Source organism: Saccharicrinis aurantiacus, from assembly GCF_001660705.2.
Classification (GTDB): domain Bacteria; phylum Bacteroidota; class Bacteroidia; order Bacteroidales; family Marinilabiliaceae; genus Saccharicrinis; species Saccharicrinis aurantiacus.
Genome location: NZ_LYBV02000031.1, coordinates 124,357 through 150,057 on the forward strand (window position 1 = coordinate 124,357; position 25,701 = coordinate 150,057).

Annotated in this window: 19 protein-coding genes; 9 read left to right on the forward strand and 10 right to left on the reverse strand. The window is 37.4% G+C overall.

Features of this window, described 5'->3' with window-relative positions; genetic code table 11:
- Positions 1 to 11 precede the first annotated feature (11 nt).
- Together A8B35_RS14505 and pdxH are read left to right on the forward strand one after the other, a co-directional pair.
- A complete protein-coding gene (locus A8B35_RS14505) occupies positions 12 to 896 on the forward strand; it encodes an MBL fold metallo-hydrolase (RefSeq protein WP_222844161.1) in 885 nt (294 codons plus the stop codon).
- Positions 897 to 1,156: 260 nt separating this feature from the next.
- A complete protein-coding gene (gene pdxH, locus A8B35_RS14510; protein WP_075603277.1) occupies positions 1,157 to 1,795 on the forward strand; it encodes a pyridoxamine 5'-phosphate oxidase in 639 nt (212 codons plus the stop codon).
- A 58-nt stretch (positions 1,796 to 1,853) separates the two neighbouring features.
- On the opposite strand, the gene A8B35_RS14515 is transcribed toward pdxH, so the two are convergent.
- Positions 1,854 to 3,113: a hypothetical protein gene (locus A8B35_RS14515; RefSeq protein WP_075603278.1), complete on the reverse strand. Its 1,260-nt coding sequence runs from the start codon at positions 3,111 to 3,113 to the stop codon at positions 1,854 to 1,856.
- 191 nt (positions 3,114 to 3,304) lie between these two features.
- Between A8B35_RS14515 and A8B35_RS14520 the strand changes: the two genes are divergently transcribed.
- Complete coding sequence (locus tag A8B35_RS14520; protein ID WP_075603279.1) at positions 3,305 to 3,886, forward strand: acyl carrier protein phosphodiesterase; 582 nt, start codon at positions 3,305 to 3,307, stop codon at positions 3,884 to 3,886.
- A 28-nt stretch (positions 3,887 to 3,914) separates the two neighbouring features.
- Here A8B35_RS14520 and ilvA read toward each other — a convergent pair whose 3' ends face one another.
- Positions 3,915 to 5,168, reverse strand: coding sequence for a threonine ammonia-lyase (gene ilvA, locus A8B35_RS14525; protein ID WP_075603280.1), 1,254 nt, complete (start codon positions 5,166 to 5,168; stop codon positions 3,915 to 3,917).
- Positions 5,169 to 5,503: 335 nt separating this feature from the next.
- Here ilvA and A8B35_RS14530 point away from each other — a divergent pair, with 335 nt between their 5' ends.
- Complete coding sequence (locus tag A8B35_RS14530; protein WP_075603281.1) at positions 5,504 to 7,585, forward strand: LamG domain-containing protein; 2,082 nt, start codon at positions 5,504 to 5,506, stop codon at positions 7,583 to 7,585.
- 7 nt (positions 7,586 to 7,592) lie between these two features.
- On the opposite strand, the gene A8B35_RS14535 is transcribed toward A8B35_RS14530, so the two are convergent.
- From A8B35_RS14535 to A8B35_RS14570, 7 genes are all read right to left on the reverse strand, one after another.
- Positions 7,593 to 8,300, reverse strand: coding sequence for a Crp/Fnr family transcriptional regulator (locus A8B35_RS14535; RefSeq protein WP_075603282.1), 708 nt, complete (start codon positions 8,298 to 8,300; stop codon positions 7,593 to 7,595).
- A gap of 375 nt (positions 8,301 to 8,675) precedes the next feature.
- Positions 8,676 to 9,461 (reverse strand): ABC transporter ATP-binding protein, encoded by a 786-nt coding sequence (locus A8B35_RS14545; protein WP_075603284.1) that lies wholly within the window; start codon positions 9,459 to 9,461, stop codon positions 8,676 to 8,678.
- 10 nt (positions 9,462 to 9,471) lie between these two features.
- Positions 9,472 to 10,335 (reverse strand): ABC transporter ATP-binding protein, encoded by an 864-nt coding sequence (locus A8B35_RS14550; RefSeq protein ID WP_075603285.1) that lies wholly within the window; start codon positions 10,333 to 10,335, stop codon positions 9,472 to 9,474.
- Between the two features lie 23 nt (positions 10,336 to 10,358).
- Positions 10,359 to 11,450 carry an ABC transporter permease gene (locus tag A8B35_RS14555; RefSeq protein WP_075603286.1) on the reverse strand — a complete coding sequence of 364 codons (1,092 nt, stop codon included), beginning with the start codon at positions 11,448 to 11,450 and terminating at the stop codon, positions 10,359 to 10,361.
- 144 nt (positions 11,451 to 11,594) lie between these two features.
- Positions 11,595 to 13,001, reverse strand: a complete 1,407-nt coding sequence (locus A8B35_RS14560) for a CmpA/NrtA family ABC transporter substrate-binding protein (RefSeq protein ID WP_075603287.1) — start codon at positions 12,999 to 13,001, stop codon at positions 11,595 to 11,597.
- A gap of 192 nt (positions 13,002 to 13,193) precedes the next feature.
- The gene (locus A8B35_RS14565; protein WP_083634466.1) at positions 13,194 to 14,534 is read right to left on the reverse strand and encodes an alginate export family protein; all 1,341 of its coding nucleotides are present in this window, start codon (positions 14,532 to 14,534) and stop codon (positions 13,194 to 13,196) included.
- A gap of 341 nt (positions 14,535 to 14,875) precedes the next feature.
- Complete coding sequence (locus A8B35_RS14570; protein ID WP_222844162.1) at positions 14,876 to 15,538, reverse strand: Crp/Fnr family transcriptional regulator; 663 nt, start codon at positions 15,536 to 15,538, stop codon at positions 14,876 to 14,878.
- Positions 15,539 to 15,839: 301 nt separating this feature from the next.
- On the opposite strand from A8B35_RS14570, the gene A8B35_RS14575 reads away from it, so the two are divergent.
- From A8B35_RS14575 to A8B35_RS14585, 3 genes are all read left to right on the forward strand, one after another.
- Positions 15,840 to 16,748 (forward strand): GTP 3',8-cyclase MoaA, encoded by a 909-nt coding sequence (locus A8B35_RS14575; RefSeq protein WP_222844163.1) that lies wholly within the window; start codon positions 15,840 to 15,842, stop codon positions 16,746 to 16,748.
- Between the two features lie 3 nt (positions 16,749 to 16,751).
- Positions 16,752 to 16,991 (forward strand): MoaD/ThiS family protein, encoded by a 240-nt coding sequence (locus tag A8B35_RS14580; RefSeq protein WP_083634467.1) that lies wholly within the window; start codon positions 16,752 to 16,754, stop codon positions 16,989 to 16,991.
- 81 nt (positions 16,992 to 17,072) lie between these two features.
- Positions 17,073 to 17,525: a molybdenum cofactor biosynthesis protein MoaE gene (locus tag A8B35_RS14585; protein WP_075603290.1), complete on the forward strand. Its 453-nt coding sequence runs from the start codon at positions 17,073 to 17,075 to the stop codon at positions 17,523 to 17,525.
- Between the two features lie 319 nt (positions 17,526 to 17,844).
- Here A8B35_RS14585 and A8B35_RS14590 read toward each other — a convergent pair whose 3' ends face one another.
- Positions 17,845 to 18,927, reverse strand: a complete 1,083-nt coding sequence (locus A8B35_RS14590; RefSeq protein ID WP_075603291.1) for an NTP transferase domain-containing protein — start codon at positions 18,925 to 18,927, stop codon at positions 17,845 to 17,847.
- 228 nt (positions 18,928 to 19,155) lie between these two features.
- On the opposite strand from A8B35_RS14590, the gene A8B35_RS14595 reads away from it, so the two are divergent.
- Complete coding sequence (locus tag A8B35_RS14595) at positions 19,156 to 22,674, forward strand: nitrate reductase (RefSeq protein WP_075603292.1); 3,519 nt, start codon at positions 19,156 to 19,158, stop codon at positions 22,672 to 22,674.
- Between the two features lie 227 nt (positions 22,675 to 22,901).
- Positions 22,902 to 25,397: a nitrite reductase large subunit NirB gene (gene nirB, locus A8B35_RS14600; RefSeq protein WP_075603293.1), complete on the forward strand. Its 2,496-nt coding sequence runs from the start codon at positions 22,902 to 22,904 to the stop codon at positions 25,395 to 25,397.
- The last annotated feature ends 304 nt before the right edge of the window (positions 25,398 to 25,701 follow it).

Genomic DNA, 25,701 nt, shown 5'->3' on the forward strand with positions numbered 1-25,701 from the left:
AATTCAATAATATGCAAAAGTACACTACTTTTGCCAATAAAAGAATTATGCAATTATATAAGATTGAAACCGGCAATTTTATGGCCGATGGAGGTGCGTTGTTTGGTGTTGTACCCAAAGTAATATGGGAAAAAAGATACCCGTGTAACGATCAGAATTATTGTAACCTAAGCATGCGATGTTTGCTTATAAAAACTGAAGGTAGAGTAATTTTAATTGATACAGGTGTAGGTAATAAACAATCAGAACAGTTTTTTTCGTATCAACATTTGAATGGAGATGATAGTTTACATCAATCGTTTGCTAATGTGGAGGTTGGACTTCACGAAGTGACTGATGTTGTTTTAACTCATCTACATTTCGATCATTGTGGAGGAGCTGTTGAAAAGGACGAAAAAGGTGTATTAAAAGCAACTTTTCCCAATGCAAAATATTGGGCCGCACAATCGCAATGGGATAATTATTTGAGTTCGAATGTTAGAGAAGGTTCGGTATATTTTAAGGAAAATATGATGCCTATATTTGAATCAGGAAACCTTGAGTTGATTGATGAAAATACTGAATTATGCCCAGGCATTGAGCTAAGAATATTTAATGGGCATACCAAAGGACAAGTTATTCCTTTTATCAAATATAAAAATACCACTATAGTTTACACCGGTGATTTAATACCGGTTATGGCTAGTTTACCAACTGCATGGGTTTCGGCCTATGATACAGATCCGATTACATCAATGGAAGAGAAAACCGCGTTTTTAAGTGAAGCGGCGGATAATAATTATACCTTATTTTTTGAGCACGATTTATACAATGAGTGCTGCACTTTGTTGAAAACCGAGAGGGGAATAAAGAGTAAAGAATCCTTCAAATTAGAAGAAATTGATAACTATTTATAAAGGAGTATTCTCTTATTCTGATAGGGAGTTTATTCGAAACTGGGTCGCATTAAACTCAAACTAAACTCATACCAAATTCAATTTAAACTCATATTAAATTCGATATTTATCGAGTTTAGTATGTATTAAGTGTGTTTTTAGTTTGGATGAATTCCGAAGCAGGTACCACTGTGTTGCGAAGATGAGCCTTTAATGCTTGGTTTATTTAAAGGCATAAAAACAAAGCTTAGAGTGCATTGTTTTATTTTAAAATTGATGCGATGTTAAGAGATTTATCCAAAATAAGAAAGGACTTTGATAAAGCCAAACTTGATGAAAATGATATTGGTGCTTCGCCAATAGATACTTTTAAAATGTGGTTGAGTGATGCAATAGAAAATGCCTGTGTTGAACCAACTGCAATGACTCTTTCAACAGTTTCTAAAGATGGTATCCCATCTTCAAGAATTCTGTTATTAAAGAATATCAGTGATAGTGGCGATTTTTGGTTTTATACCAATTATGGTAGTCGGAAGGGTAATGAATTAAAGGATAAACCTTATGCTGCACTAAACTTTTTTTGGCCGCAATTAGAACGTCAGGTTCGAATTGTTGGAATGGCCTCTAAGTTAAAGGAGAAGGAAAGTGATGATTATTTTAATTCTCGTCCAAAGGATAGTCAGCTTAGTGCGATAATATCTCCGCAGAGCCAGGTTGTTGAAAGTAGAGAGCAGTTAGAAAAGTGGTATGAAGAGGCTATGGAGTCCAATAAAAGTATTAAGCGTCCGAGTAATTGGGGAGGTTATAAATTGATTCCTACTGAAATAGAATTTTGGCAAGGAAGAGTTGGGCGTTTGCACGATAGAATAAGGTTTAAACTAAATCAAGGAGATTGGCTTAAGGAGAGGTTAGCGCCTTGATAACAATATAGTTAAAAAAGTAAACGCCCTGAATTAAGTATCCAGAGCGTTTGTTTTTCTATATCTTTTTTAAGAATTTCTGTATTGTTGATTTTATATTGGGAGTGCCTAATTCTTGAAATTGCGACCTAACTTTCACAATGGGTTTATTAATTCTTAGGGCTTTATTCATATTAAAAGGAGTATCCATAAGTACTAAATCACAATTTGCTTGGTTTAAGTAATCTTGCAATTTATTGAGCTCGCTAGTTTCAAACTTTGTAACAGGGTATATCTTCGAATTCTCATACATTAGTACATCAGATGCTCCGTACTTATCCGCAGCAATGCAGGTTGAAAATTGAGTTTTCGACTTGTTTGTAAATTCTACCAAAGCTACTTTTTTCTCCCAAATTAGTTCAAAGTCATCTGCTTCAATTGGTGATGCAGCTTCAATTATTACCGCTTTGTTATTTAATTCGAGTACTTTCTTTCGTAATTTAAGAATTGTAGAAGGTTCAGCTATGCATACCTTATCTATAATAACTACATCTGAAAGACTAATATTAACATCTATGGGTTGATTAAAAGAACCATCAATTAGTTTATCAGGATTAATTATAGTTATCAACAAGTCTGGTTTAAAAAAAGGCATGTCTTCATTGGCATTTTCCCAAACTATAATGTCGCAATCAGCAGAATCTTTATCAATTTTATTTAAAACATCATGGTAATCAATGCCTGTATAAACATTGGTTCCATTGGCAATTTGTTGTTTTATTTCTTCTTTCTCAATGCTCGAATACGGAGAGTACTCCAAGTCAGATAGCTTTGAGAAGCTTTGCGTAATTTTTTCTTTTATGTCGCCTTCAGGTACTGGGTGTTTAACTACTACACTTTTTAGTCCTGCTAGTTTTAATTGCTCTACTACTTTACAGGATACTTGAGTTTTAGTAGCATCTGATCCGCAAACTGCAATTACAGGTTTCAAGTGTTTTAACATGGTAGTATTAGCCCCTAAAATTTTAAAGTCGGCTCCGGCAGCTTGTATTTCTGTGGCTAAAGTAATTATTTGTTTTTGAGAGTAATTGCTTTTGGCAATAACACATTCTTCAATGTCATACCTTTTAATTACCGAGTGTAATTCATCTTCTTTATAGATAGGAATACCTAAAGGATACGCCTTTCCTGTGAGTTGAATTGGGTAGTTCTGGTTTAATATAAGGTTTGCTTGATCTGATAAAAAAGCAATAACTTTATAATTAGGGTTATTCTTAAAATAAACGTTAAAACTATGAAATGCTCTCCCTAAATCACCAATAATTAATACGTTCCTCATGAGGTTTATTTTACAAATTAATTTGTACTTTGAAGTAGCAATAATGCAGGCTTCTGAACAACTTTAATCAGCCGTAGTTTTACTATTACATACGGCTATCAGCGTCGGAATAAAAATACTCAATAATTAAGGGAACAAACTAACCATAAGTAAGGTATAAGTATCCTTTTATCAAAAAACAGTTTTGCTCAATGAATTTTCTGGCCCATATATATTTATCAGGTAATAATCAGCAAATAATGTTGGGTAACTTTATTGCCGATTATGTAAAAGGTAATCAATATGAGAAGTATGCACCTGAGGTTCAGAAGGGGATATTACTGCACCGAAAAATTGATGGCTTTACAGATAAACACCCTATTGTTAAGCAAAGTGCTCAGCGATTTAAAGAAAGCTACGGACGATACTCATCTGTAGTAATTGATGTGGTTTATGATCATTATTTAGCTAATGCTTGGCCGAATTATTCTTCGGTTCCTCTTGGTGAGTTTGTAAGTAAAACCCATCAATATTTAATGAAGAATTACTTTATGCTTCCTGCTAGAGTAAAAGGGTTTTTACCATTTTTAATTAAAAGTCGGAGGCTTGAAAATTATAAGAACTTGCAAGATATAGAGCGGTCGCTAGCCATAATGGCAAAAAACACTTCGCTTCCTGATAAATCAGAAGAAGCCATTGAAGTAATGAGTAATCATTATCCTCTATTTGAAGATGAATTTGCCTTATTTTTTAGTGAGATGCGTCAGATGGTGTATGCTGAACTAAACCCATAACTCAGCATAATTCCAATATACGATATGGTTAAATTAGGTATTGAAATAAATCGGGTCTCTCATTCAGGTATTCCGCAACAAAACCATTTTCAAGCATTCTTTCCTGTAATCCTTCAAAATCATCTTTGTGCTGTAACTCTATACCAATTAAGGCAGGACCACGTTCTCGACTTGTTTTTTTACGGTATTCAAAATGGGTAATATCATCAGTAGGCCCTAATACACGATCAACAAAATCGCGCAAAGCACCAGAACGTTGTGGGAAACGAACAATAAAATAGTGTTTTAGGCCTTCGTAAAGTAGCGAGCGTTCCTTAATTTCTTCGGTACGCGTAATGTCGTTATTACTTCCGCTAACAATACAAATTACATTTTTGCCTTTTATTTCTTTCTCATAAAACTTAAGAGCAGCAATACTCAATGCACCCGCAGGTTCAACCACAATGGCATCGTAGTTATACAGTTCTAATATTTTAGTGCATATCTTACCTTCAGGAACTAAAACAATATCATCCACTACCTTTTTGCATATATCAAAGGTAATCTCTCCTACTCTTTGCACGGCTGCACCATCAACAAACTTATCAATATTTTCGAGGGTAACCAGTTCGCCTGCAGCAATAGAATCCTTCATGGCAGGTGCTCCGGCAGGTTCAACGCCAATAATTTTTGTTTCAGGATGAATTTGTTTCATATAACTTCCCAAACCAGAAATTAAACCACCACCACCAATGGGAGCAAAAATATAATCAATTGGCTTATCGGTTTGCATGTCAATTTCAAGACCAACCGTGGCTTGCCCCTCAATTATTTTTGCATCATCAAATGGATGGATAAATGTTTTACCACTTTGAGTACATTCTGCCATGGCCGATTTGTAAGCATCGTCAAAAGTATCTCCGGTAAGTACCACTTTAGCAAAATCCTGACCGAACATACGTACCTGATTTACTTTCTGTTTAGGCGTAGTAGTTGGCATATAAATAACCCCATGTATACCAAGTTTGTGACACGAATAGGCAACACCCTGAGCATGGTTTCCGGCGCTGGCACATACAATACCGGCCTTTGATTGATTCTCAGAAAGGCTTTTCATTTTATTATAAGCACCTCTAATCTTATAGGATCTAACCACATGCAAGTCTTCGCGCTTTAGCATTATGTTAGAATCAAACTTTAGCGATAGCTGCCTATTTTCCATTAAAGGTGTATTTTCTATTACATCATTTAATGTTGATTTAGCAGCAATGATTTCTTCTATACGCGGAAAATATGTAGTCATCTTATTATAATAAAATTTAAAGCAATGTAGCTTTTTAATGGAGATAGGTATTAGCAGTTATTTATAATAATATGGAAAACCATCGAGCAATATCTTGATCTAATTGGCCTCAGCTTAAAATCAATTTGTCACTCTCGTAATTCCTCTAAAATCATAAATAACTTGTTGCAAATATAGGCATTTAGCTAAGATGCAGCTTTAAATTCTGTTAATTTGGTGAAATGCTTCAAGCAAGAATAGTACATTAAAATGACAAGCACAGCTTCAGTTATTTTGTATGGTTTGTTTCTTTCTGCTATTTTAGTCCTCCATTCAAAAAAGAGTTAAAGCCGTCTATGATATCAGCATCTGTAAAAAAAATAAGTCTTGTGTTAGGTTTGTTCTTAACCTGCTGTATGGCTTCTATTTATGCACAGCAAAATAGTAGTGCCCTTATTTTTTCTGATGATTTATACCACATGGCTAAACATGTGGATGGACTGCAGCCCATTGCAGATGATGCTGTGCGGCCATCAGTTGTTGCATTTATTCCGAATAAGGAAGCCTTACAGATTAATAACTCCCGCAAGGATGCGATTTCTGTATCACTTTGGTTTTGTCCTCAAAATATCAAAGCACATCCAGGTACACTGTTTGGCGAGAATGAGAATTTTTATTTTAGATACCTATCTAATAATCAATTGCAGTTTAATCTTTATTTGCGCCATGATATTAACACAGATGCTTTGGTGAATGAAGGCCAGTGGCAGCATGCCGGTTTTACCATTACCAAAGATGGTGAACTGAGTATTTATTATAATGGCGATTTGGTTTTGCAGGATACCCTAAGAGTGGATTGGAATCAAAAGAAGAGTTCGTTTATTGTGGGCAACGATAAATACAATATGGGAGCTGAGGGTAAGCTTGACAAGTTGAATGTTTGGGACACGGTGTTAACACCCGAAGAAATGAAGGCCATTTACACGCGTCAGTTAATTGATCCTGTGCTCGATTATAAATTACAAGCCTATCTGCCTTTAAAAGAAAATGCCATTGATGTTTCCAATAATGCATGCAAAACAGATAAAATACAAAACATATTATTTGAAGAGGATAAAGAACGTGGATCGGTTGCTCATTTTACGAGTGATAGCTCGCTGATTAAATTCTCAGGTGTTACGCTAGGCAAACAGCAAACGGTGGCTCTTTGGGTAAAACCTAAAAACGACAGATATGTTGCTGCATTGGTTGGGAACAATGATTTTAGTTTACGTTACTCCTATACAAAAGGACAACTTTGGTACTCGGTGCCTCTGTTGTATTTGCTAGAATCGGAGCGGTTTAAGGTAAAAAAAGATAATTGGATGCACGTAGCAGTAACGCTTAGCTACAATCATAAAATATCTTTTTATTTAAATGGAGTACTGCTTAGCGAGCATTCTATAGCGGATCAAACAGGAGGAGCTAATTTTATTGAATTAGGAAGGAGCCTTTGGAATGCAGGTGATTCGTACAAAGGTGCTATGTCGGAGGTATTGATATGGGATCGCTTATTGAGTGCTAACGAGATAAAGGATGTGTATAACGGGAAGCTTAAGTTGGCACAGAAGCAGAAATCATACTTAGCTTATTACTTTGCTTTAGTCTTGGTTTGTATGCTTTTATTGGCATTGCTCATTATCAAAAAACGCAGAAATAAGAAAACTATCGGTAATCAGAATATTAAAAGAGAGTTGCTCCTTCCGAAACAAAATGCCATTTATTTTTACGATAAGTTTAGGGCTTTTGATGCTGATGGCAACAATGTTTCAGCAGAATTTACACCAACCTTAATTCGATTATTCACCTTGTTTATTTTATACCCAAAAGTGTATAATAGGAATGTTACTTCGGCCGAAATATCTTCCATTTTATGGGATGCGGATACTGCTAGTCAGCAAAAAAATAACAGAAATACAAATGTGCATCGCTTGCGCGCGATTTTTAAGAAGATGGGAGGAATACAACTTTTGTTTCAGGATAAAAGTTGGTTTATTGAAACATCAGAGGCTACTTATATTGATGTTAACCAGTTTGAGCATCACTTATCTAATACTACAGATAAGATTGCCTTACAGAGCTTAAGATTGGACTCAAATTTACACAACGATGGGTTTGATGCTATTATTTCGTTATTGAATGATCAGCATTTAAAGTTACTTGCAGAACTTTGTGAAGGGGCCTCTGAAGGCAAGAATTATGTGCGAATGGCTCATCTTTCCTTACTTTGGTTAAGTGTGGATTCTCTTTCTGATACTGCTTTGAGATACAGAATAAGAGCCTTATTGCACTTACAGCAAAAGCAAAATGCTTTGAATGCTTATCAACAATTTTGTAAAAACTATCAACAGATGCTTCACGAGGCTTTTGAAATAAGGTTTGATGAGTTGATAAAATAAAGTTGTATTATCCCTCTAAAAAGTAACCACTCTCGCTCAACTCAGCTTCAATTTTACTGGAGTTGAGAATACCAATTTTTTTGCCTTTGGTGCTTACCAAGCCTTCTTTTTTGAGGGCTGATATTACCCGAATGACTTGCTCTTGAGAGGTGCCAGCAAATTCAGCAATATCCTTACGAGAGAACGTGAGATTAAAGAACTCATTATCCTGTCCGAATTTACGTTGTATAAAAAGCAGGCCATTAATTACCTTATCCTTCACGGTCATACGCCCAAATAGCTTGGCATTTGATTCACTCTTTTGAAGCTGGTCGGCATAAAAAAGCATAAAATCGTACATCAGCTCCGGTGTTTTGTGCAGCATATCTATTAATATATCCGATTGAAAGTGACACAAAATGGTATCCTGCATGGCACTTGCACTAATATCGTAAACATAGTTTGTTCCAAAACCTCGGTGCCCTACTATCTCGCCATCTTTTGAAAGGCGTATTATCTGACTACTACTATCATCGATGCTTTTATAAACTTTAACAGCACCCTGAAAGATAAAGTATAAACCACTTACAGGTGCACCCTCGAGAATAAACTGTTGCCCATTTTGGCATTTAAACGTGCTTTTACGTTCAATATAGCTTTGCATACTCTCTCGTTCAATGTGCTTTTTTATTAAGCAATTGTTATTGGTACATTCTTTACAAGTGGTTTTATTCATAATCGACTTATTTTATTAGGTCTTATTGATGGCACAATTTTACAAGTTATAATATGCCTCCCTTAATGGCACCGCGAAATGATTGTAAAATTGTTTGATGTGTTTTATTTGTATAAACCTTAGAAAATTAATTTTTATAGGTATATCATTTGTACAAATCTTCAAAAAATATTTTTTCTCGCTTTGTACAAGCTGATAAGTATGAAAAACTAATTTTTCTATAAATAGCATCTCGCCATTGGTAGAAAAATTGATTTTTCTGTTAATATACATTTGTATAAAGGCCAAAAAACTATTTTTTGTATGAATTATATGTGATAATTAATTTTTGGCTACATGTATTAACTTTATTTAGTAACAATATCTCTTTGCTTGCTAGTGATCCAAAAAGTTCAATAGATACTGGCGGTATTCATAAAATCGAGGATCTTCAATGGTGGTTTTACGATGGCGCGGACGCTCTATTTCTATGTGTGCCACATCGCCAACTTTAGCATATGGACCACCTGTCATCATAATAACTCTATCGGATAAAAGGATGGCCTCATCCACATCGTGTGTTACCATTACCGCAGTAATTTTTTCCTTGGCCCAAACGTCAATTAGTACATCTTGTAGTTCAACACGCGTCATTGAATCGAGCATCCCGAAAGGCTCATCTAACAATAACACCTTTGGTTTAAGCGCAAATGCGCGGGCTATACCAACACGCTGCTGCATACCTTGCGAAAGACTGCTGGCACGTTGGTGAAACGAATCGCCTAAGCCTACCTTATCTAAATAATACTTACAAATATCTTCGCGTTGCTTTTTGGTGCCGTGTGCAAAAACTTGTTTCACGCCAATCATTACATTCTCCATGGCGGTCATCCAAGGGAATAAACTAGGCGATTGAAATACCACTGCCCTATCTGGTCCAGCGCCTTGAATACGATTGGCATCCACAATAATATTTCCTTCGGTGATGTCGTTTAATCCGGCAATCATGGTTAAAAGTGTTGATTTACCACAACCAGAATGACCAATAATAGATATAAATTCTTCTTCTTTTATTTTGAGTTGAAAATCTTCGAGCACAACAAAATCGCCCTTAGGAGTTGGATAAGCTTTTTTAAGATTAACACACTCCAGCATTGTTTTTTTAGCAGTAACTGTTTCCATAATTCAAGCTTTATCGGTTAATCCTCTTCAGTTTATTTACTTTAATAATTGGCTGTAAGTCGGGCAATGCATAGGCCTCACCTTTACTTCCTGAGCGATGCATACCTACTTCATCTAGATATTTAATAATTGCATTTCGTTCCTTTTTAAAGTTTGAATCAGCATTAATTGCTGCCTTATCACGCGGACGCGAAAAGCCGATTTTAAATTCTTCGCCCAATGTAGCATTGGGGCCCGGAGTAAGTGGAATTACTCTATCTGCCAATAAAATACCTTCGTCAACATCGTTGGTAATTAGCATTACTGTTTTTTTCGATTCATTCCAGATGCGCTCAATTTCTATCTGAAGCGATCCACGTGTTAATGCATCCAGCGCACTGAGTGGTTCATCCATTAAAAGAATCTCAGGGTCCATGGCCAATGCACGAGCCACCGATACACGCTGACGCATTCCACCTGATAGTTGTGATGGATTTTTTTGTAAGGCTGGTGTTAGGTTTACCATTTCGATAAACTTACGCGAGTGATTTACTCGATCTATTTTGCTCATTTTAGGAAACACTTGCTTTACGGCAAGCTCCACATTACCTTGTACCGATAGCCAAGGCAGTAAAGAGTAGTTCTGAAATACCACTCCTCTATCGGGTCCAGGACCCGTAATCTTTTTACCCTTTAGTAAAACTTCGCCCTCATCGGGCTCAATTAATCCAGAGATGAGGCTTATCAAAGTAGTTTTACCACTTCCGGTGAAACCTACAATGGCTATAAACTCGCCTTCTTCAATGGTGAGGTTGATGTTTTTGAGTACTTCAACCTTTTTATCGCCTGTACCGTATGATTTAGATACATTGCGTAATTCTAAAAATGCCGCCATAATTGTTGGTTTTAAGGTTGAAATTATTTCGCTTCGAAGCTGATTAACTTCTGAATAAACATCATCACTCTATCAAGCATAAAGCCGATAAAACCAATAACGAACATGGCCACTATTATTTTTGCATTGGAGTCGTTGGCTCCATTCTGAAACTCTTCCCAAACAAAAGATCCTAAACCAGGACTTTGTGCTAATAACTCAATGGCAATTAATACCATCCAGGCCACTGAAAGTGTAATGCGTAAACCCGTAAAAATCATTGGAATTGAAGCTGGTAATATCACTTTAAAGATATTGCTGAAAACACTTAAGCGTAATACTTTTGATACGTTAATGTAATCGGGATTTACTGATGATACACCCATGGTAGTGTTTACCAATGTGGCCCACATACTACAAAATCCTACACTAATAAAGGATATGATAAAGGCTTTATCAGAATCGGAATTAGCCATAACCGTTTTTACAACCATTGAAACCAATAGTAACCAAACTACAGGAGAAACAGGTTTTAGAATTTGAATAATCCAGTTGATTGAGCTGCGTAAGGTTTCGCTTAAACCCAATACAATTCCTACCGGGATGGCAAAAAATGCGGCCAACAGAAAGCCCGCAAAAACCGTTTTTAAACTGGTTATAATTTGATCAACAAACGAAGGGCGACCCGTGTAGGTAATGGCTTTTAGGCCTTGCTCTTTACGTTGTTTGTTTATGGCTGCCGTTTTTTCTTTAAAGGCCGATTTCTTTTCCGAGATCATTTTATGATCGTTCCATAACGAGATGGCGCCTTGTTTAACATCAGCTGGAGAAGGCAATGAGTTAGGCTTACAGCTTAAATCACTAGAATCGATACACTCGGCCATTTGTGCTGCCGCAGCATCGCCTTGAACCGATCTTGTTTTTTCAATTTTAATATCTCGTTCCTTGTTATAAAGGTAGGATGCGCCAAAATTACAAACGCCTAGGAATATAAATACCGATAGCACCGGAACCACAATTTGCCTTAGCACCAATCTAATATTTTTATCTTTTTCTTTGCCCTGAATTAATTTGATTAGTGGCTCAAGAAATCCTAAACCACTCCATTTTAAGGCATTTAATATTTTTGTTTCCATATTGATTTTATTAGTTGGATTTGTTTTGAAAATCTATTGCTGTTTTAGTTGAAGAAAAAGTGCATGAAACTTCCGGAAAGCATGCACCTTTTCTTTCTTTCCAACTAAAAAAACAATAGTGAAATAATTGTTTATTTTTTCTAACTAGTTTGATTTTGCTAGTGTTTTAGCATCCTTATTACCAATAGCGAACTTGGTTAAATATTCGTTTGGCTTAGTTCCATCAAACTCAATACCATCAATAAAGTCGGGTGTTATTGCCTTATATCCATTGGTAGAAGGAATATCTGATGCCGGTATTTTACCTTCTGCCACAAGAGCTTCAGCGGCTTTTGTCCATACATCTGGTCGGTAAACTTTCTTGGCTGTTTCTGCATACCACTCATCCGATTTAGGTTCTGAAATTTGTCCCCATCTACGCATTTGCGTTAAAAACCAAACGGCATCAGAGTAGAAAGGATAAGTTGCATTGTGCTTATAGAAAACATTAAAATCAGGAAGATCGCGCTTGTCGCCTTTTTCAAATTCGAAAGTACCTGTCATAGAGTTCGCAATTACGATAGAATCAGCTCCCACATAATCCGACATGGCTAAAATACCAACGGCTTTTGCTCTGTTAGATGGATTGTCTAACCATTTTCCTGCCCTAATTAGAGCTTTGGTTACCGCCACTGCTGTATTTGGATTCTCAGAGATGAATTTCTCAGTCATTACAAATACCTTTTCAGGGTTGTTTTTCCAGATCTCGTAGTTGGTAACCACGGGTACACCAATTTGCTTAAATACGGCTTGTTGGTTCCAAGGCTCTCCAACGCAATAACCATAAATAGTTCCTGCTTCTAAGGTTGCTGGCATTTGTGGCGGTGGTGTTACCGATAATAACACATCAGCATCAACCTGACCTTGAATATTGCTAGCAGTGTACATGCCAGGGTGAATTCCGGCAGCTGCTAACCAATAACGGATTTCGTAATTATGAGTGGATACCGGAAATACCATGCCCATTTTAAATGGCGTTCCGTTGTTTTTATATTCCGTAACAACTGGTTTTAAAGCATCGGCAGAAATTGGGTGAATAGGTTTGCCTTCGGCATCTTTAGGTACATTCGATTTCATTTTATCCCAAATGGCATTGGATACCGTAATGGCATTTCCATTTAAATCCATCGAGAATGGTGTAACCAAGTTGGCTTGACGACCAAATCCTGCAGCAGCAGCAATAGGCTGGCCTGCTAACATGTGCGAGCCATCTAATTCGCCATCAATAACTCTATCTAATACATTTTTCCAGTTACTTTGCGCTTCGATGGTAACGAATAAACCTTCGTCTTCAAAGTATCCTAACTCTTTAGCTATTGCTAGAGGCGCCATATCCGTCAGTTTAATAAAACCAAAAGTAAGCTGAGGCTTTTCAACCAACAGGGCACTTTTAGAAGTGGAGCTTTCGCTTGATTTCGCTGACTTGGAAGAAGAACTTCCTCCACAAGAGGATAATAATACTAAGGCTGTAGCGAATATTGTAGTCGCTTTTAATATGTTTGAAATCTTCATTTTACTACGTTTTTATCGTTAAAAAAGGCATGTAGAATCCCTATACCACTTAAATATGCAAGTGGTGCTATCTACATTTCAACATTTTTTATCTGATTGAATAACTTATCTGATAAGCTATTATTTAGGGATGTTCTATTTAGGTAAAGTGCCAAATGCTAGTACCAACTTGACACCTTACCTATTAAGTTGTTATAAGAATTTAGGTGAGAATGAAACCTGTAACCAAGCCCAAGACTGCATTCCTTGAGTTGAGGCATCAGGAGCCATTCCTTTTAAAACCTTCATTGTTTCACTAATACCAAACATATGTGAGTATCCTACTTGTAAGGATAACTCCTTCGCTAATTTGCGAGTATATACAAGATCTAATTCAGTTCCTAAAGAGCCATCATAAGCTTCGCCCATGTAGGTGCGTTCTTGTGCCGACATGAAATAATGTAAGTGGCCTGCTAGCGAACTCTTCTCGCCAAATTTAAATGCTGTTTTTAAATAAATATCAACCAAACCAGCACTGCGTTCGTTTTGTCCTCCATGCCCATTACCAACATAGAAGTAATCCATGAAACCATAAAATTTATGGTTGGTTCCATATTTAGGAGACCATCCTTCTACTTCGCTTGTACTTTCGTCATCACCACTTAAATAATCAATACCCAATAGTGGTGCACCTGTAACTTTTGGTGCCTGAATAAATAAGTTAACCATATAACCTGAAAGTTCAGTTTTGTACTCTTGTCCTGCAGCTGTTAAACCTTTGTCAATTGCGCCACCAGTATAGAAGAACTGACCACCAAACTTAAGTGCTCCAACAGCAAATTTAGGAGATAAACCAACAGTGAAGTTGCTATATGCAGTATCAGGACTAGAATTATAAATATCATTTTCGATCATTATACCAATACTACCAGCATCAAAGGTCTTCTTAAAATATACCATTTGTTGACTCTTTGGTAATTCAAGATTGAAAATTCGTGTATTTTCGACACCACCTCCATTTGTAGTTTCATAGTAATTACCTGTTAAATTAGCGGGTTCGGGTGCTCCATCACCATAGCCTACTTGATTCCAAGATACCATTGCATCAAAATCAAAACCATCACCTTTATGCATATATCTTAATGCATCAAAAGAACGACCTTGCATTGCCCAGTCTAGGCTACCAATGAAACGGTGATCGTCATAAATCATTTCCTGACGTCCGATTCTAAAAGTAGATTTATCTGTGGCGTAGTAATCACCATAAGCTTCGTGTGCGCTTAATAATTGGTCTGACTTATTAATTTGCCCTGTTTCTCCCCAGATGCGGACATCTTGAATGGAAGCCTTAAATCCAACTTTATCTTTTTTATAACCTACAATTAATCGAGCTCTATGCTCTACAAATGCAGCAGGTTCAGTATTCTCCATTATAGGAGCTTTAAATCCATTTCTCATTTCACCTCTGGCACGATACTGGCCTGTGAAAGTAACTTGAGCATTCATTGTTGCGAAACTTGCAATTGCTAGTAAGAGAGTTAATAACTTTTTCATCTTCAATTAGAGTTTAAACGTTAAACCAGCCAAAATCAATCTTAGGTTAATTTGATTTTGACCTGTTCTGAAATAAAACATCCTCTCAAATAAGTGATAATATAACCGTTGTTATTATTAGTCTTATTTGAATTACCATAATACCGTTGTATGATGGATTTTACACTTACTTACTTTTTGATGTTTGATTCTGATGTAAAGGTATGGTGTATCAAACATCAATTTTATGTAAATGGAGAGGATTAAAGCGGTTTTTTACCATAGTATATTAGGCTTTAAGGTATAAAAAAACCTGCGTAAAAGCAGGTTTTGAATGTAATTATATTAAAGTCAGTGGTATACTAGCTCTGAATAAAGTAGTGATGTTCGTCTATTTCGTCCTTTAATACTTGTATGTTGGGTATTCCAATCTTCTTACCGGCGCTTTTTATGACCTTATCTTTTTTTAATGCAGACAGAATTCTGATCACCTGTTCTTCTGTAGTTCCTGCAAAGTCTGCAATATCTCTTCTGCTTAATTGTATGTCAAGGAAACCATTCTTTTGTCCAAATTTACGGTGCATATATAATAAGGCATCAATTACTTTTTCACGCACTGTCATATGCGCAAACATGCGAACCTTACTTTCTGTACGGTTTAATTCCTCAGCGTAGTAAACCATAAAATCAAAGGCTAATTTCGGATGGGTTTGTAACATGGTTTTCATGGTATCTAAAGTAAAATGACACATGATGGTTTCATCCAAAGCCAATGCGCCGCTAGGATAGGTCTGGCGCGAACTAAAAACACGCTGCCCAAGTACCTCGCCGCTAGTTGCAATACGCATAATTTGCTCTCTCCCGTTAATTCCTGTACTAAAAACCTTAACCTTTCCATCTTTTACAAAGTAAATTCCATGTATAGGAGAACCTTCAATAATAATACTTTGTCCCTTACGACATCGCATTGTATTCTTTTGCTCAAGTAACACAGTTAGCGCAAGGTCGTTACTGTACTTTTTCATAATACAATGTTTGTTTTCACAATCGATACAGCTAGTGGATTTTATCATTTACGAGTTCTTTTGTAATAGTTTTATAGGGTTGGTGCAGCTGCAAATTGTTTTTTTATGTGCTTCTATCTAAAAATAGGTAGGTTCAAATTTTGAAACCATTATTCGCTGATTATAGGAGTAAACAATAAAGCACTACAATCGTTCATTATTAAAACTATATTTGAAGTTTAATTACTACTTTTTATTCCTACGAAGTAAATATGCAATGTTTTAGCATTATATGAGTACAGATAATAGATCTTTTAAAAAATTGAGAATCAGTTTAACTGATACTTGTAACATGGCTTGTACTTACTGTGTACCAGATGGTGATGCGAGCGGTATTAGAGCACAGCTAAAACCGCGACTAGAGGTTTCTGAAATGATTGAGTTGCTTGCAAAGCTTCATAAAGAGTTAGGTTTAAAAAAGGTTAGAATAACAGGAGGAGAACCACTGTTGTTTCCTGGGATTGTTAAGTTAGTTGCTGAAATTAAGCATTTGGGAATTGATGACATTGCCATTACCACCAATGCCTTTTACTTGGCAAAGTTAGCTCCTCGTTTAAAAGAAGCGGGTTTAAAATCAATCAATGTGTCCTTAGATGCTTTAGATAGTGAAGTTTTTAAGGCCATTACCCGAAAGGATATGTTACAGCAATGTTTACTCGGTATTGATGAAGCCATAAAACAAGGAATTAAATTAAAAATAAACAGTGTAATCATAAAGGGGGTTAATGAGAACCAGATATTACCTTTAATTGCCTTTGGCATTCAAAAACAAGTGAAAGTGCGTTTTCTTGAGCTTATGAAAATGGGTTATCTGCATAATAACTATTTACAACACTTTGTTTCGCAGAACGAGATTATTGAAATTATTAAAGGAGCGTATACCATTGAAAAACAGTTAAGGGTTCCATCGGCCACAGCCAATTATTGGAAACTTGAGGAAGAGGATTACGCCTTTGGCATCATAGCTAACGAATCGGAACCGTTTTGTAAAGATTGCGATAGATTAAGGTTAGATAGCTATGGGAAGATTTATGGTTGTATCAGTGCTACAAAAGGTATTGATATTAAAGGAAAGTTAGATTTAAAACCATTGCTTACTGAGGCTATACAACAAAAACAACGCTTTAAGTTTATAGGAAATCAAATGAGCATGCAGTTTATAGGAGGATGATTTATGATTAAAGTACATTTTTTTGCTGCCCTAAAGCAGTATTTTACAGATAGCATTAGTGTTGAGTTTATTGAGAATGAAACCGTAACGGATTTTATTCAGCGTTTGGCTCAATTTTATCCTGATGCAGCAGAACCTCTTACTAAATGTAGGGTAGCCATTAACGAAGAGTTTGTTTCTTTTTCAGATACCATCCAGTCGCAAACAGAAGTATACGTAATACCACCTTCAAGTGGAGGGTAAATTAAATTATTAATGATTTAATAGCTTCGTTAAAGTTCGCTTTTTTCATTGCGATAATGTAACATCAATAATCCTCATCTTATGCAACATATCACACAACAAGAAATAAACGTTTGTGCTGAGTACAATAAAGCAAAGCATCCTGAGTCGGGCGCTATTGTGATGTTTTCGGGCGATGTACGCAACCACAATAAAGGCCAAAAAGTAAAGTACATTGATTACGAAGCTTATGATGCCTTGGCCGATAAAACCATAGCTAAGATATTAACGGAAGCCAAAGAAAAGTGGGATTTGCAATATGCCGAGTGTATTCATCGTATAGGTAAGGTAGGCATATGCGAAACAGCAGTTGTGGTGTTGGTTTCAAGCGTGCACCGGAAGGAAGCCTACGATGCCAACCGTTTTATTATTGATCAAGTAAAAGCGCTAGCTCCAATTTGGAAACACGAGTTCTTTGAGGATGGCACAAGCAAATGGGGCGCTAATTGCGATTGTGCTAGTGAAGATCATGAGCACCTGCACCACCATCATTAAGTAATACCAAAAACATCATCAAATGATTGATATAAATTACTTCTATTGTGTTTCAACTTCTTTATAAAATATCAATGTAGCTATGGCTATACATCTATTTTACTCATCGTAGAAACCCAATATAATTCAATTTATATCAATCATTTAATAATGCATTTGGTATAAGTCCGACCATCGGACTACATAAGGACACACTGTCGGACCTTACCTATCCCGACTGTCTGTCCTTACCTATCCCGATAACCTGTCTAAGTAAGGACAAGTAATCGGACCTTACCTAGTCCGATTGTGTGGATAGGTAAGGGCATAAAAATAAAACTTACAGGTTCCGTTGAATTAAGTACTTAATCTGTTCACCCATATTTTTTTCTGTAAACTCATTACCAGCAGATACCACCAAGTCAGCCTCATCAATTAAATGTGCATTTTTTTCCGAACTACCTGCCTTCACGAATAACATTAAATCGGGCTTTAGGATTCTCGATAGCGTGGCCGATTCGCATACCACAATAGCTTCCTCAGCAATTTCCTGCTGAACGGTATGGTAGCAATGCAATAAATACTCGGATTTGCACTGTATATAAAAACTTTTATCGGCACCAGCCTGGAGGTGCAGTGAGCTATCTTTATGGGTAATATTCCTTTCCTCAATAATATCAAAGTCCTCACCTTGTAATAATAAATGCTCGTTACCATTTAATGGATGCATGTGGCTCGATGTTTTAATACTACATACCCTTTTGCCCTTCTCTTTAAGAAAACGAATGACGTGCTGCGTTAAGGTGGTTTTACCCACATTCTGACCATTACCACATATCATGATAGTGGTATTTTTATTGCCTACTTTACGAAGTGTATCCATATCATTAATATTTTTAAAAGCATCAAGCTCATCAAAAACAAGCTGCTTTGCCCCTATTTCGTCTAAAAAGCGCATCATCGAAAAGTGCCCTTTCTCCAATTTATCCTGAATAATAGGCACCAAATTTTTGTGATAAATCCCAATTAAAGGATGAACTTTCCCATTGCCATCAACAGCAATTACCGCTTTTGCGGATGCCGATGCTTCTATTAAACGTTCAATTACTTGTAACGAAACAAAGGGCGTATCGCAAGCCAATACAATATTGTAATCGTGTTTACTTCTTAATAATGAGGCGTAAATTCCAGCTAGTGGACCTTCCCCAATAATATCCTCAACCAATGTATCGCCATAAATACTGTGCTTGCCATTGTTACTGCTGATTATAAGCTCAGAACAGAAATGCTTTAACAGTTCAGCCGACCATTCAGCCATGGGTTTTCCTTTTACAAGAATTGAGGCCTTATCAGAATCCATTCTTCTGCTTTTTCCACCACTTAAAAGTATTCCACCCCATATTTTTACATCGCTCTTGCTCATTTTCACATTTTTTATGATTCATACCCTATCCCTTAATGGGTGTAGTGTTCAGATATATTAATTAAGTAGTTTGTTGCTTAATTAAAAAATTACTACCTCAATTTAAGAACATATTACAGAATAATTAGTTTACTTTACACTTACTTACTTTTTGAGTTGATTCTGATTTAAATCGATATCGACAGTTTAGTTTTAGTTATAAACTATAATTAAACCATCGATGGATTAATGGATAATCAGATGGAGAAATATCAGTCAACTTGTTCTTATTGTGGTGTGGGCTGCGGCGTAAACATCACCAAATCAAAAAACAATAGTATCACGGTTAGCGGTAATAAAACTTACCCTGTTAACAAAGGTATGCTTTGCTCTAAGGGCCTTGGATTAGGTCATGTGGTAAACGATACCAGTGATCGTCTGTTATTTCCAACTGTACGCAACACATTTACTGGTGCACTCGAAAGGGCAAGCTGGGATACTGCATTAGATAAGGTAGCCAAACAGTTCTCTGATTCCATTTCTAAATACGGACCCGATTCGGTTGGCTTTTATGTCTCTGGGCAATGCCTTACCGAAGAGTACTACATTATTAATAAAATGGCAAAGGCCTACATTGGCACCAACAACATCGATACAAATTCGCGTTTGTGTATGAGTAGCGCTGTGGTTGGTTATAAAATGGCTTTGGGCGAGGATTCTGTGCCAATTTCGTATAACGATATTGAGTTGGCCGATTGTTTTTTGATCACGGGAGCTAATCCTGCTTGGTGTCATCCCATTCTTTTCAGAAGAATAGAACAGCATAAGGCAGCTAACCCCGATGTGAAAATAATTGTGGTTGATCCGCGCAAAACGCAAACTTGTTACTTGGCCGATATTCATTTGCAATTAAAGCCCGGTACCGATGTTTATTTAAATCATGCCATAGCCAAATGTATTATTGATAATGGATTTACCGATACTGATTTTATTAAAAACCATGTAAGAGGTTATGATGACTTAGAAGCCTTATTAGCAAAATCGAGTCTTGAAGAATTGGCTGATGCCTGCGACGTTCCTGTTTATCTGATTGAAGAAACGGCAGCATACATCGGGCAATCAAAGGGTTTTATTTCTATGTGGGCCATGGGTTTAAACCAAAGTAGTATTGGTGTTAATAAAAATCTATCCTTACTTAACTTATCGTTGATAACTGGTAAAATTGGCAAACCAGGTAATGGTCCATTTTCATTAACAGGTCAGCCCAATGCCATGGGTGGCCGCGAGGTTGGTGGAATGGCAAATTTATTACCTGCGCATCGCGATTTAGCCAATGCCGAGCACCGTAAAGAAGTGGCCGATTATTGGAAGGTTGATGATGTACCTGCCGCACCAGGCTTAACTGCCACGCAAATGGTGGATGCCTTATTGGATGGCAAACTAAAGGTAATTTGGATTATTTGTACCAACCCTTTGGTGAGCTTACCGAATGCACGTAGGGTCGAAGAGGCTTTAAAGAAAGCCGATATGGTTATTGTGCAAGATATCTCAGCAAATGCAGCTACGGCTGAGTTGGCAGATATAGTTTTACCTGCCGCCGGATGGGCCGAGAAAGAAGGTACTATGACTAACTCCGATCGTAGAATTAGTTATCTGCCCAAAGTGATTGATGCACCGGGCGAAGCTCGTCCTGATATTGATATATTAATCGATTTTGGAAAGCGCATGGGCTATGCCAATATGAATTACGCTGGGGCGGAGGATTTATTTAACGAGCACAAAGGATTAACTAAAGGTACTAATATTGATATTAGCGGGTTGAGTTATGCACACCTAAAGCAAAAAGGATCTGCACAATGGCCCTTTGTGGCTGGTGCCGATAAAGGAGCAGAACGTTTATTTACCGACTTCAAGTTTTATACTCCGGATACAAAAGCGCATGTTTTTGCATCCGAAGTGCAAAACGAATCTGAAGCATTAAGTAAAGATGCTCCTCTGATTCTTACCACGGGTAGAATTCGCGACCAGTGGCATACCATGACGCGTACTGGCAAACTATCGAAACTCAATAAGCATATTGCCGAAGCTTTCCTAGAGATTCATCCTGCGGATGCAGAAAAAAGAAGCATCCGTAATGGCGAAACGGTACAGATTTTCAATTCTCGCGGCAGTGTTAAGGTAAAAGCCGAAGTCACAGATAATATTAAAGAAGGTGTGGTTTTTCTGCCGATGCATTGGGGCAAGGTGTTTAAATCCGATTTGTCGCGAGCCAATAATTTAACCAGTGATATTGTAGATCCTAAATCAAAGGAGCCTGATTTTAAGTATGCCTCAGTAGAAGTTAAAAAGATCACTAAGACCACCGAAACTATAGCTATTGTTGGTGCTGGTGCTGCAGCTTATCAGTTTGTATCGGAATACCGAAAATACAATACCGAGGATACCATTAAGGTTTTCTCTAAGGAGGAGTTTCCTTTCTACAACCGTATTTTATTACCCGAATATCTGACTGAAGAGAAATCGTGGGAGGATATTCAAAAGCATAGCGATAGTGATATTGAAAAGTGGGGAATAGAATTACACAGAAATTCTGAGATTGTTAAAATCAATAAAGAACACCAAAGCATAACCAATGCTAAGGGCGAAGTTTTCAGTTACGATAAGCTGATACTTTGTACTGGTTCAAGACCGAATGTTCCACGTGGAGTGCATATCGATTTTAAAAGTACATTTACTATTCGCAGTCGCGAAGATGCTGATAAACTGAAAGAAAGACTAGCGGGCAGAAGCAAAACTACCATAGTTGGTGGAGGTTTATTGGGCTTAGAAATTGCGAGTTCGCTATTGGAATTCGGTATTGAGGTAGACATTATCCATCGCAACGAGCGATTAATGAACACCCAGCTTGATGAAATATCAAGCGAAATGCTCAGTGATATCATTGCTGAAATGGATGTCAATCTTTATTTAAAAGAAGAAATTGAAAGTACCAACGCGTATAGCGATGAGATTAATGTTGTATTAAAATCGGGCAAAAGCTTTACAACAAAGGCACTAATTTATGCCATCGGCACTAAGCCTAATATTGAGTTGGCACAAGAAGCTGGTTTAGATGTAAACAGAGGCGTGGTGATTGATGAGCGTATGTGTTCGTCTGTTAATAACATTTATGCCATGGGCGAAATTGCCGAATACAAAGGCAATGTGTATGGTATTACTACAGCAGCTGAACAGCAAGCATCGGTATTAGCCAAAAATATGAGTGGTGATACAACCGCATTCTACACGGGGTCAATCCCTATGAATATCTTAAAGTTCCCAGGTATCGAGTTGGCCTCTGTAGGTTTAACTATTACTCCTGATGATGATGACTATGAAGAAGTGAGTGTGCTCGATAAAGCACATCGTTACTATAAAAAGTGCATTATCCATAATGATAGAATGGTAGGCACAGTACTAATGGGTGACAGAACAGAGTTTTCCGAATACAAAGGCCTGATACAATCAGGAATGGAATTGTTCGCCAAACGAAAAACATTATTCCGTGGAGGTCAAGCTGCCACACCTGTTAAAGGAAAACTAGTTTGCTCGTGCAACAATGTGGGCGAAGGAAATATACTCGATGTTGTTAAAACCGGAATTACCGACCTGAGTATGGTTTGCGAAAAAACCAATGCCGGAACTGGCTGCGGCAGTTGCAAACCCGAAGTAAAACTAATAATTGAACAAAGTTTATCAAGTGTTGATGTTAAGGAGATAGCTAATTAAGCGCCATGGTTTCGGCTTAGACTATGTAGTTTGGGACCCACTGATTGAAATTGATGTAAAGACAGAAAGCTGTTTGAGCGCAGCGAGTTCTTTCTGTTTCATCAATGAAACCTTAGTGGGTAAATGAAGAGTCAGCCGACGGTCTTCTTTGTTTACTTTCTTCGACTGAAGGAAGAAAGTAAAAGCCTCTGCGGCTTGAGCAGATGAACAACTAAAAAACAATGATTATGAGTGAAAAGAAAAAAATTATAGTAGTTGGTAACGGAATGACTGGCTACAAGTTCTGCGAAAAGTTTATAGAGAAAGGATTAAATAATATATATAGCATTACAGTTTTTGGTGAGGAGCCATGGGCTGCCTACGATAGAGTGCATCTTACCGATTACTATACGGGTACCGATGTGCACGATTTGAAAATGGCACCACGTGCATGGTACGAAGAGAATGGCATAGAACTCAGAACGAGTTATAAAATTACCTCAATCAACCGCGAAGCAAAACAAGTCATTAATGTGCATGGCGATGCTTTTGATTACGATGCTTTGGTTTTAGCCACAGGGTCATCGGCCTTTGTGCCTCCTATCCCAGGTGTGGATAAAAAAGGGGTATTCGTTTACCGAACCATCGAAGACTTAGATGCCATAAAGGCTTACATACCACAAGCAAAAAGTGCAGCTGTAATCGGTGGTGGACTTTTGGGTTTGGAAGCTGCTAAGGCTGTGATGGATGATGGTTTAAAAACATCTGTAGTTGAGTTTGCACCTCGCTTAATGCCGCGTCAGTTAGATGAGGCAGGTGGTGAAATGTTGAAAAGTGAACTTGAGAAACTAGACCTAGATATACTACTGAATAAGGCTACCAAGAATATTTGTGGAAACGGAAAAGTTACCAACATGCAGTTTGCTGACGATAGCACACTAGATACTGATATGGTAGTAATATCAGCTGGTATTAGGCCGCGCGATGAATTAGCCCGTGAAAGTGGTTTAACTGTTGGTGAAAGAGGTGGTATTTTAGTCAGTGATGATATGCTTACTTCTGATCCTAATATTTATGCCATTGGCGAGTGTGCTTTGGCACAAGGTGCTATTTGGGGCCTAGTAGCGCCCTGTTATGATATGGCCGATGTTTGTGCTGAAACTTTATTGGGTAAAGAGGCCGCCTTTACGGGAGCTGATTTATCAACAAAACTAAAGTTGATTGGTATAGAGGTAGCTAGTTTTGGCGATGCCTTTGGCGTTACCGAGGGTGCTATTCCAATTGTTTATCACAATATAGTGAGTGGCATTTACAAAAAGATATATGTATCTGCCGATGGGCAATATCTTCTAGGGGGTATTTTAGTTGGCGATGCTGAGGATTATAACATGTTGTACCAAACCTACAACTCCAAAATAAAACTACCGAAGAATCCTGAAGGCTTAATTATTAAAGGTACTGATGGAGGATTTGAATTAAGTGTATTAGATTTACCCGATGAGGCCGTTATTTGTTCTTGTGAGAATGTAACCAAGAAAAGCTTAATTGAGGCTGTTGATGAGTTCGACTTTACGCAAGTAAGTCAGCTTAAAAAAGCTACAAAGGCCGGTACTGGCTGTGGCGGTTGTGTTCCAATGCTCGACGACTTATTAACAGCCAAGCTTGAAGCCAGCGGCAAGGTGGTTAAAAAGGTAATTTGTGAACACTTTGATTATACGCGTCAAGAGCTATTTGATTTAATTAAGGTAGGTGAAATTAAAAGCTTCTCTGCCCTACTCGAAAAATATGGCAAAGGGAAAGGCTGCGAGATATGCAAACCTCTTTCGGCCTCTTTATTAGCCAGTATTTGGAACGAGCATATTACGGAGCATGCCAATATACAAGATACCAACGATCGCTTTTTAGCCAACATTCAAAAGGGAGGAACATATTCTGTAGTGCCTAGAATTCCTGGTGGAGAAATTACACCTGATAAATTAATTGTGATTGGTCAGGTAGCTAAAAAATACGATTTGTACACTAAAATTACGGGAGGTCAGCGTGTTGATTTATTTGGCGCTAGAGTTGATCAACTGCCTGATATCTGGAAAGAACTAATTGATGCAGGTATGGAAAGTGGGCATGCCTACGGTAAATCATTGCGTACGGTAAAAAGTTGTGTGGGTTCTGCATGGTGTCGTTATGGTCAGCAAGATTCTGTTTCATTTGCCATAAAAGTTGAGGAACGCTACAAGGGGTTACGCTCACCGCATAAATTAAAAGGTGGCGTGTCGGGTTGTATCCGCGAATGCGCTGAAGCTAGAGGAAAAGATTTCGGTATTATCGCTACTGACAAAGGTTACAACCTATTGGTTTGTGGTAATGGTGGTGCAAACCCAAAACATGCTTTATTATTTGCCACTGATGTGGATGAGGAGACTTGCATCAAATACCTCGATCGCTTTTTAATGTATTACATTAAAACTGCTACCCCACTAACTCGTACATCTAAGTGGTTAGAGCAATTAGATGGTGGAATCGAGTATCTAAAAGAAGTAGTTATAGAAGATTCATTAGGTATAGCAGCTCAGTTAGAAGAAGACATGCAGCAGACTGTAAACACCTTTGCCTGCGAATGGAAAAAGGTAATTGAGAGCCCTGAATTACTGAAAAAGTTTAAACCCTTTGCCAATACAGAAGCTGTTGATGATACCATCCAGTTTGTACCAATGCGCGAAATGAAAAAACCAGCTAATTGGGGATAAAGCTTTTTAGTATAAAGTATTAAGACAAAAGTATAAAGATTATTAATGGTGTTTTTATGGTCGGGTGCTGATTGGCCTCTTTTAAAATGGTTTATGTTTTAATAGAAAGCTTTAGTAAGACCAAGAAGTTGAGAGCTTGGCTCGAAAATCACTTGGCCGCACTTAAGCTTGATTTAAAATAAAAAGCAATTTTAAAAGCAGCCTTGATTTTCTTTGCTTACTTTCTTTTATCAAGAAAAGAAAAGTAAGTCTGGTTTGGGCGAAGCGCCAATACAACGATTAATAATTTATCCAAAATATTATC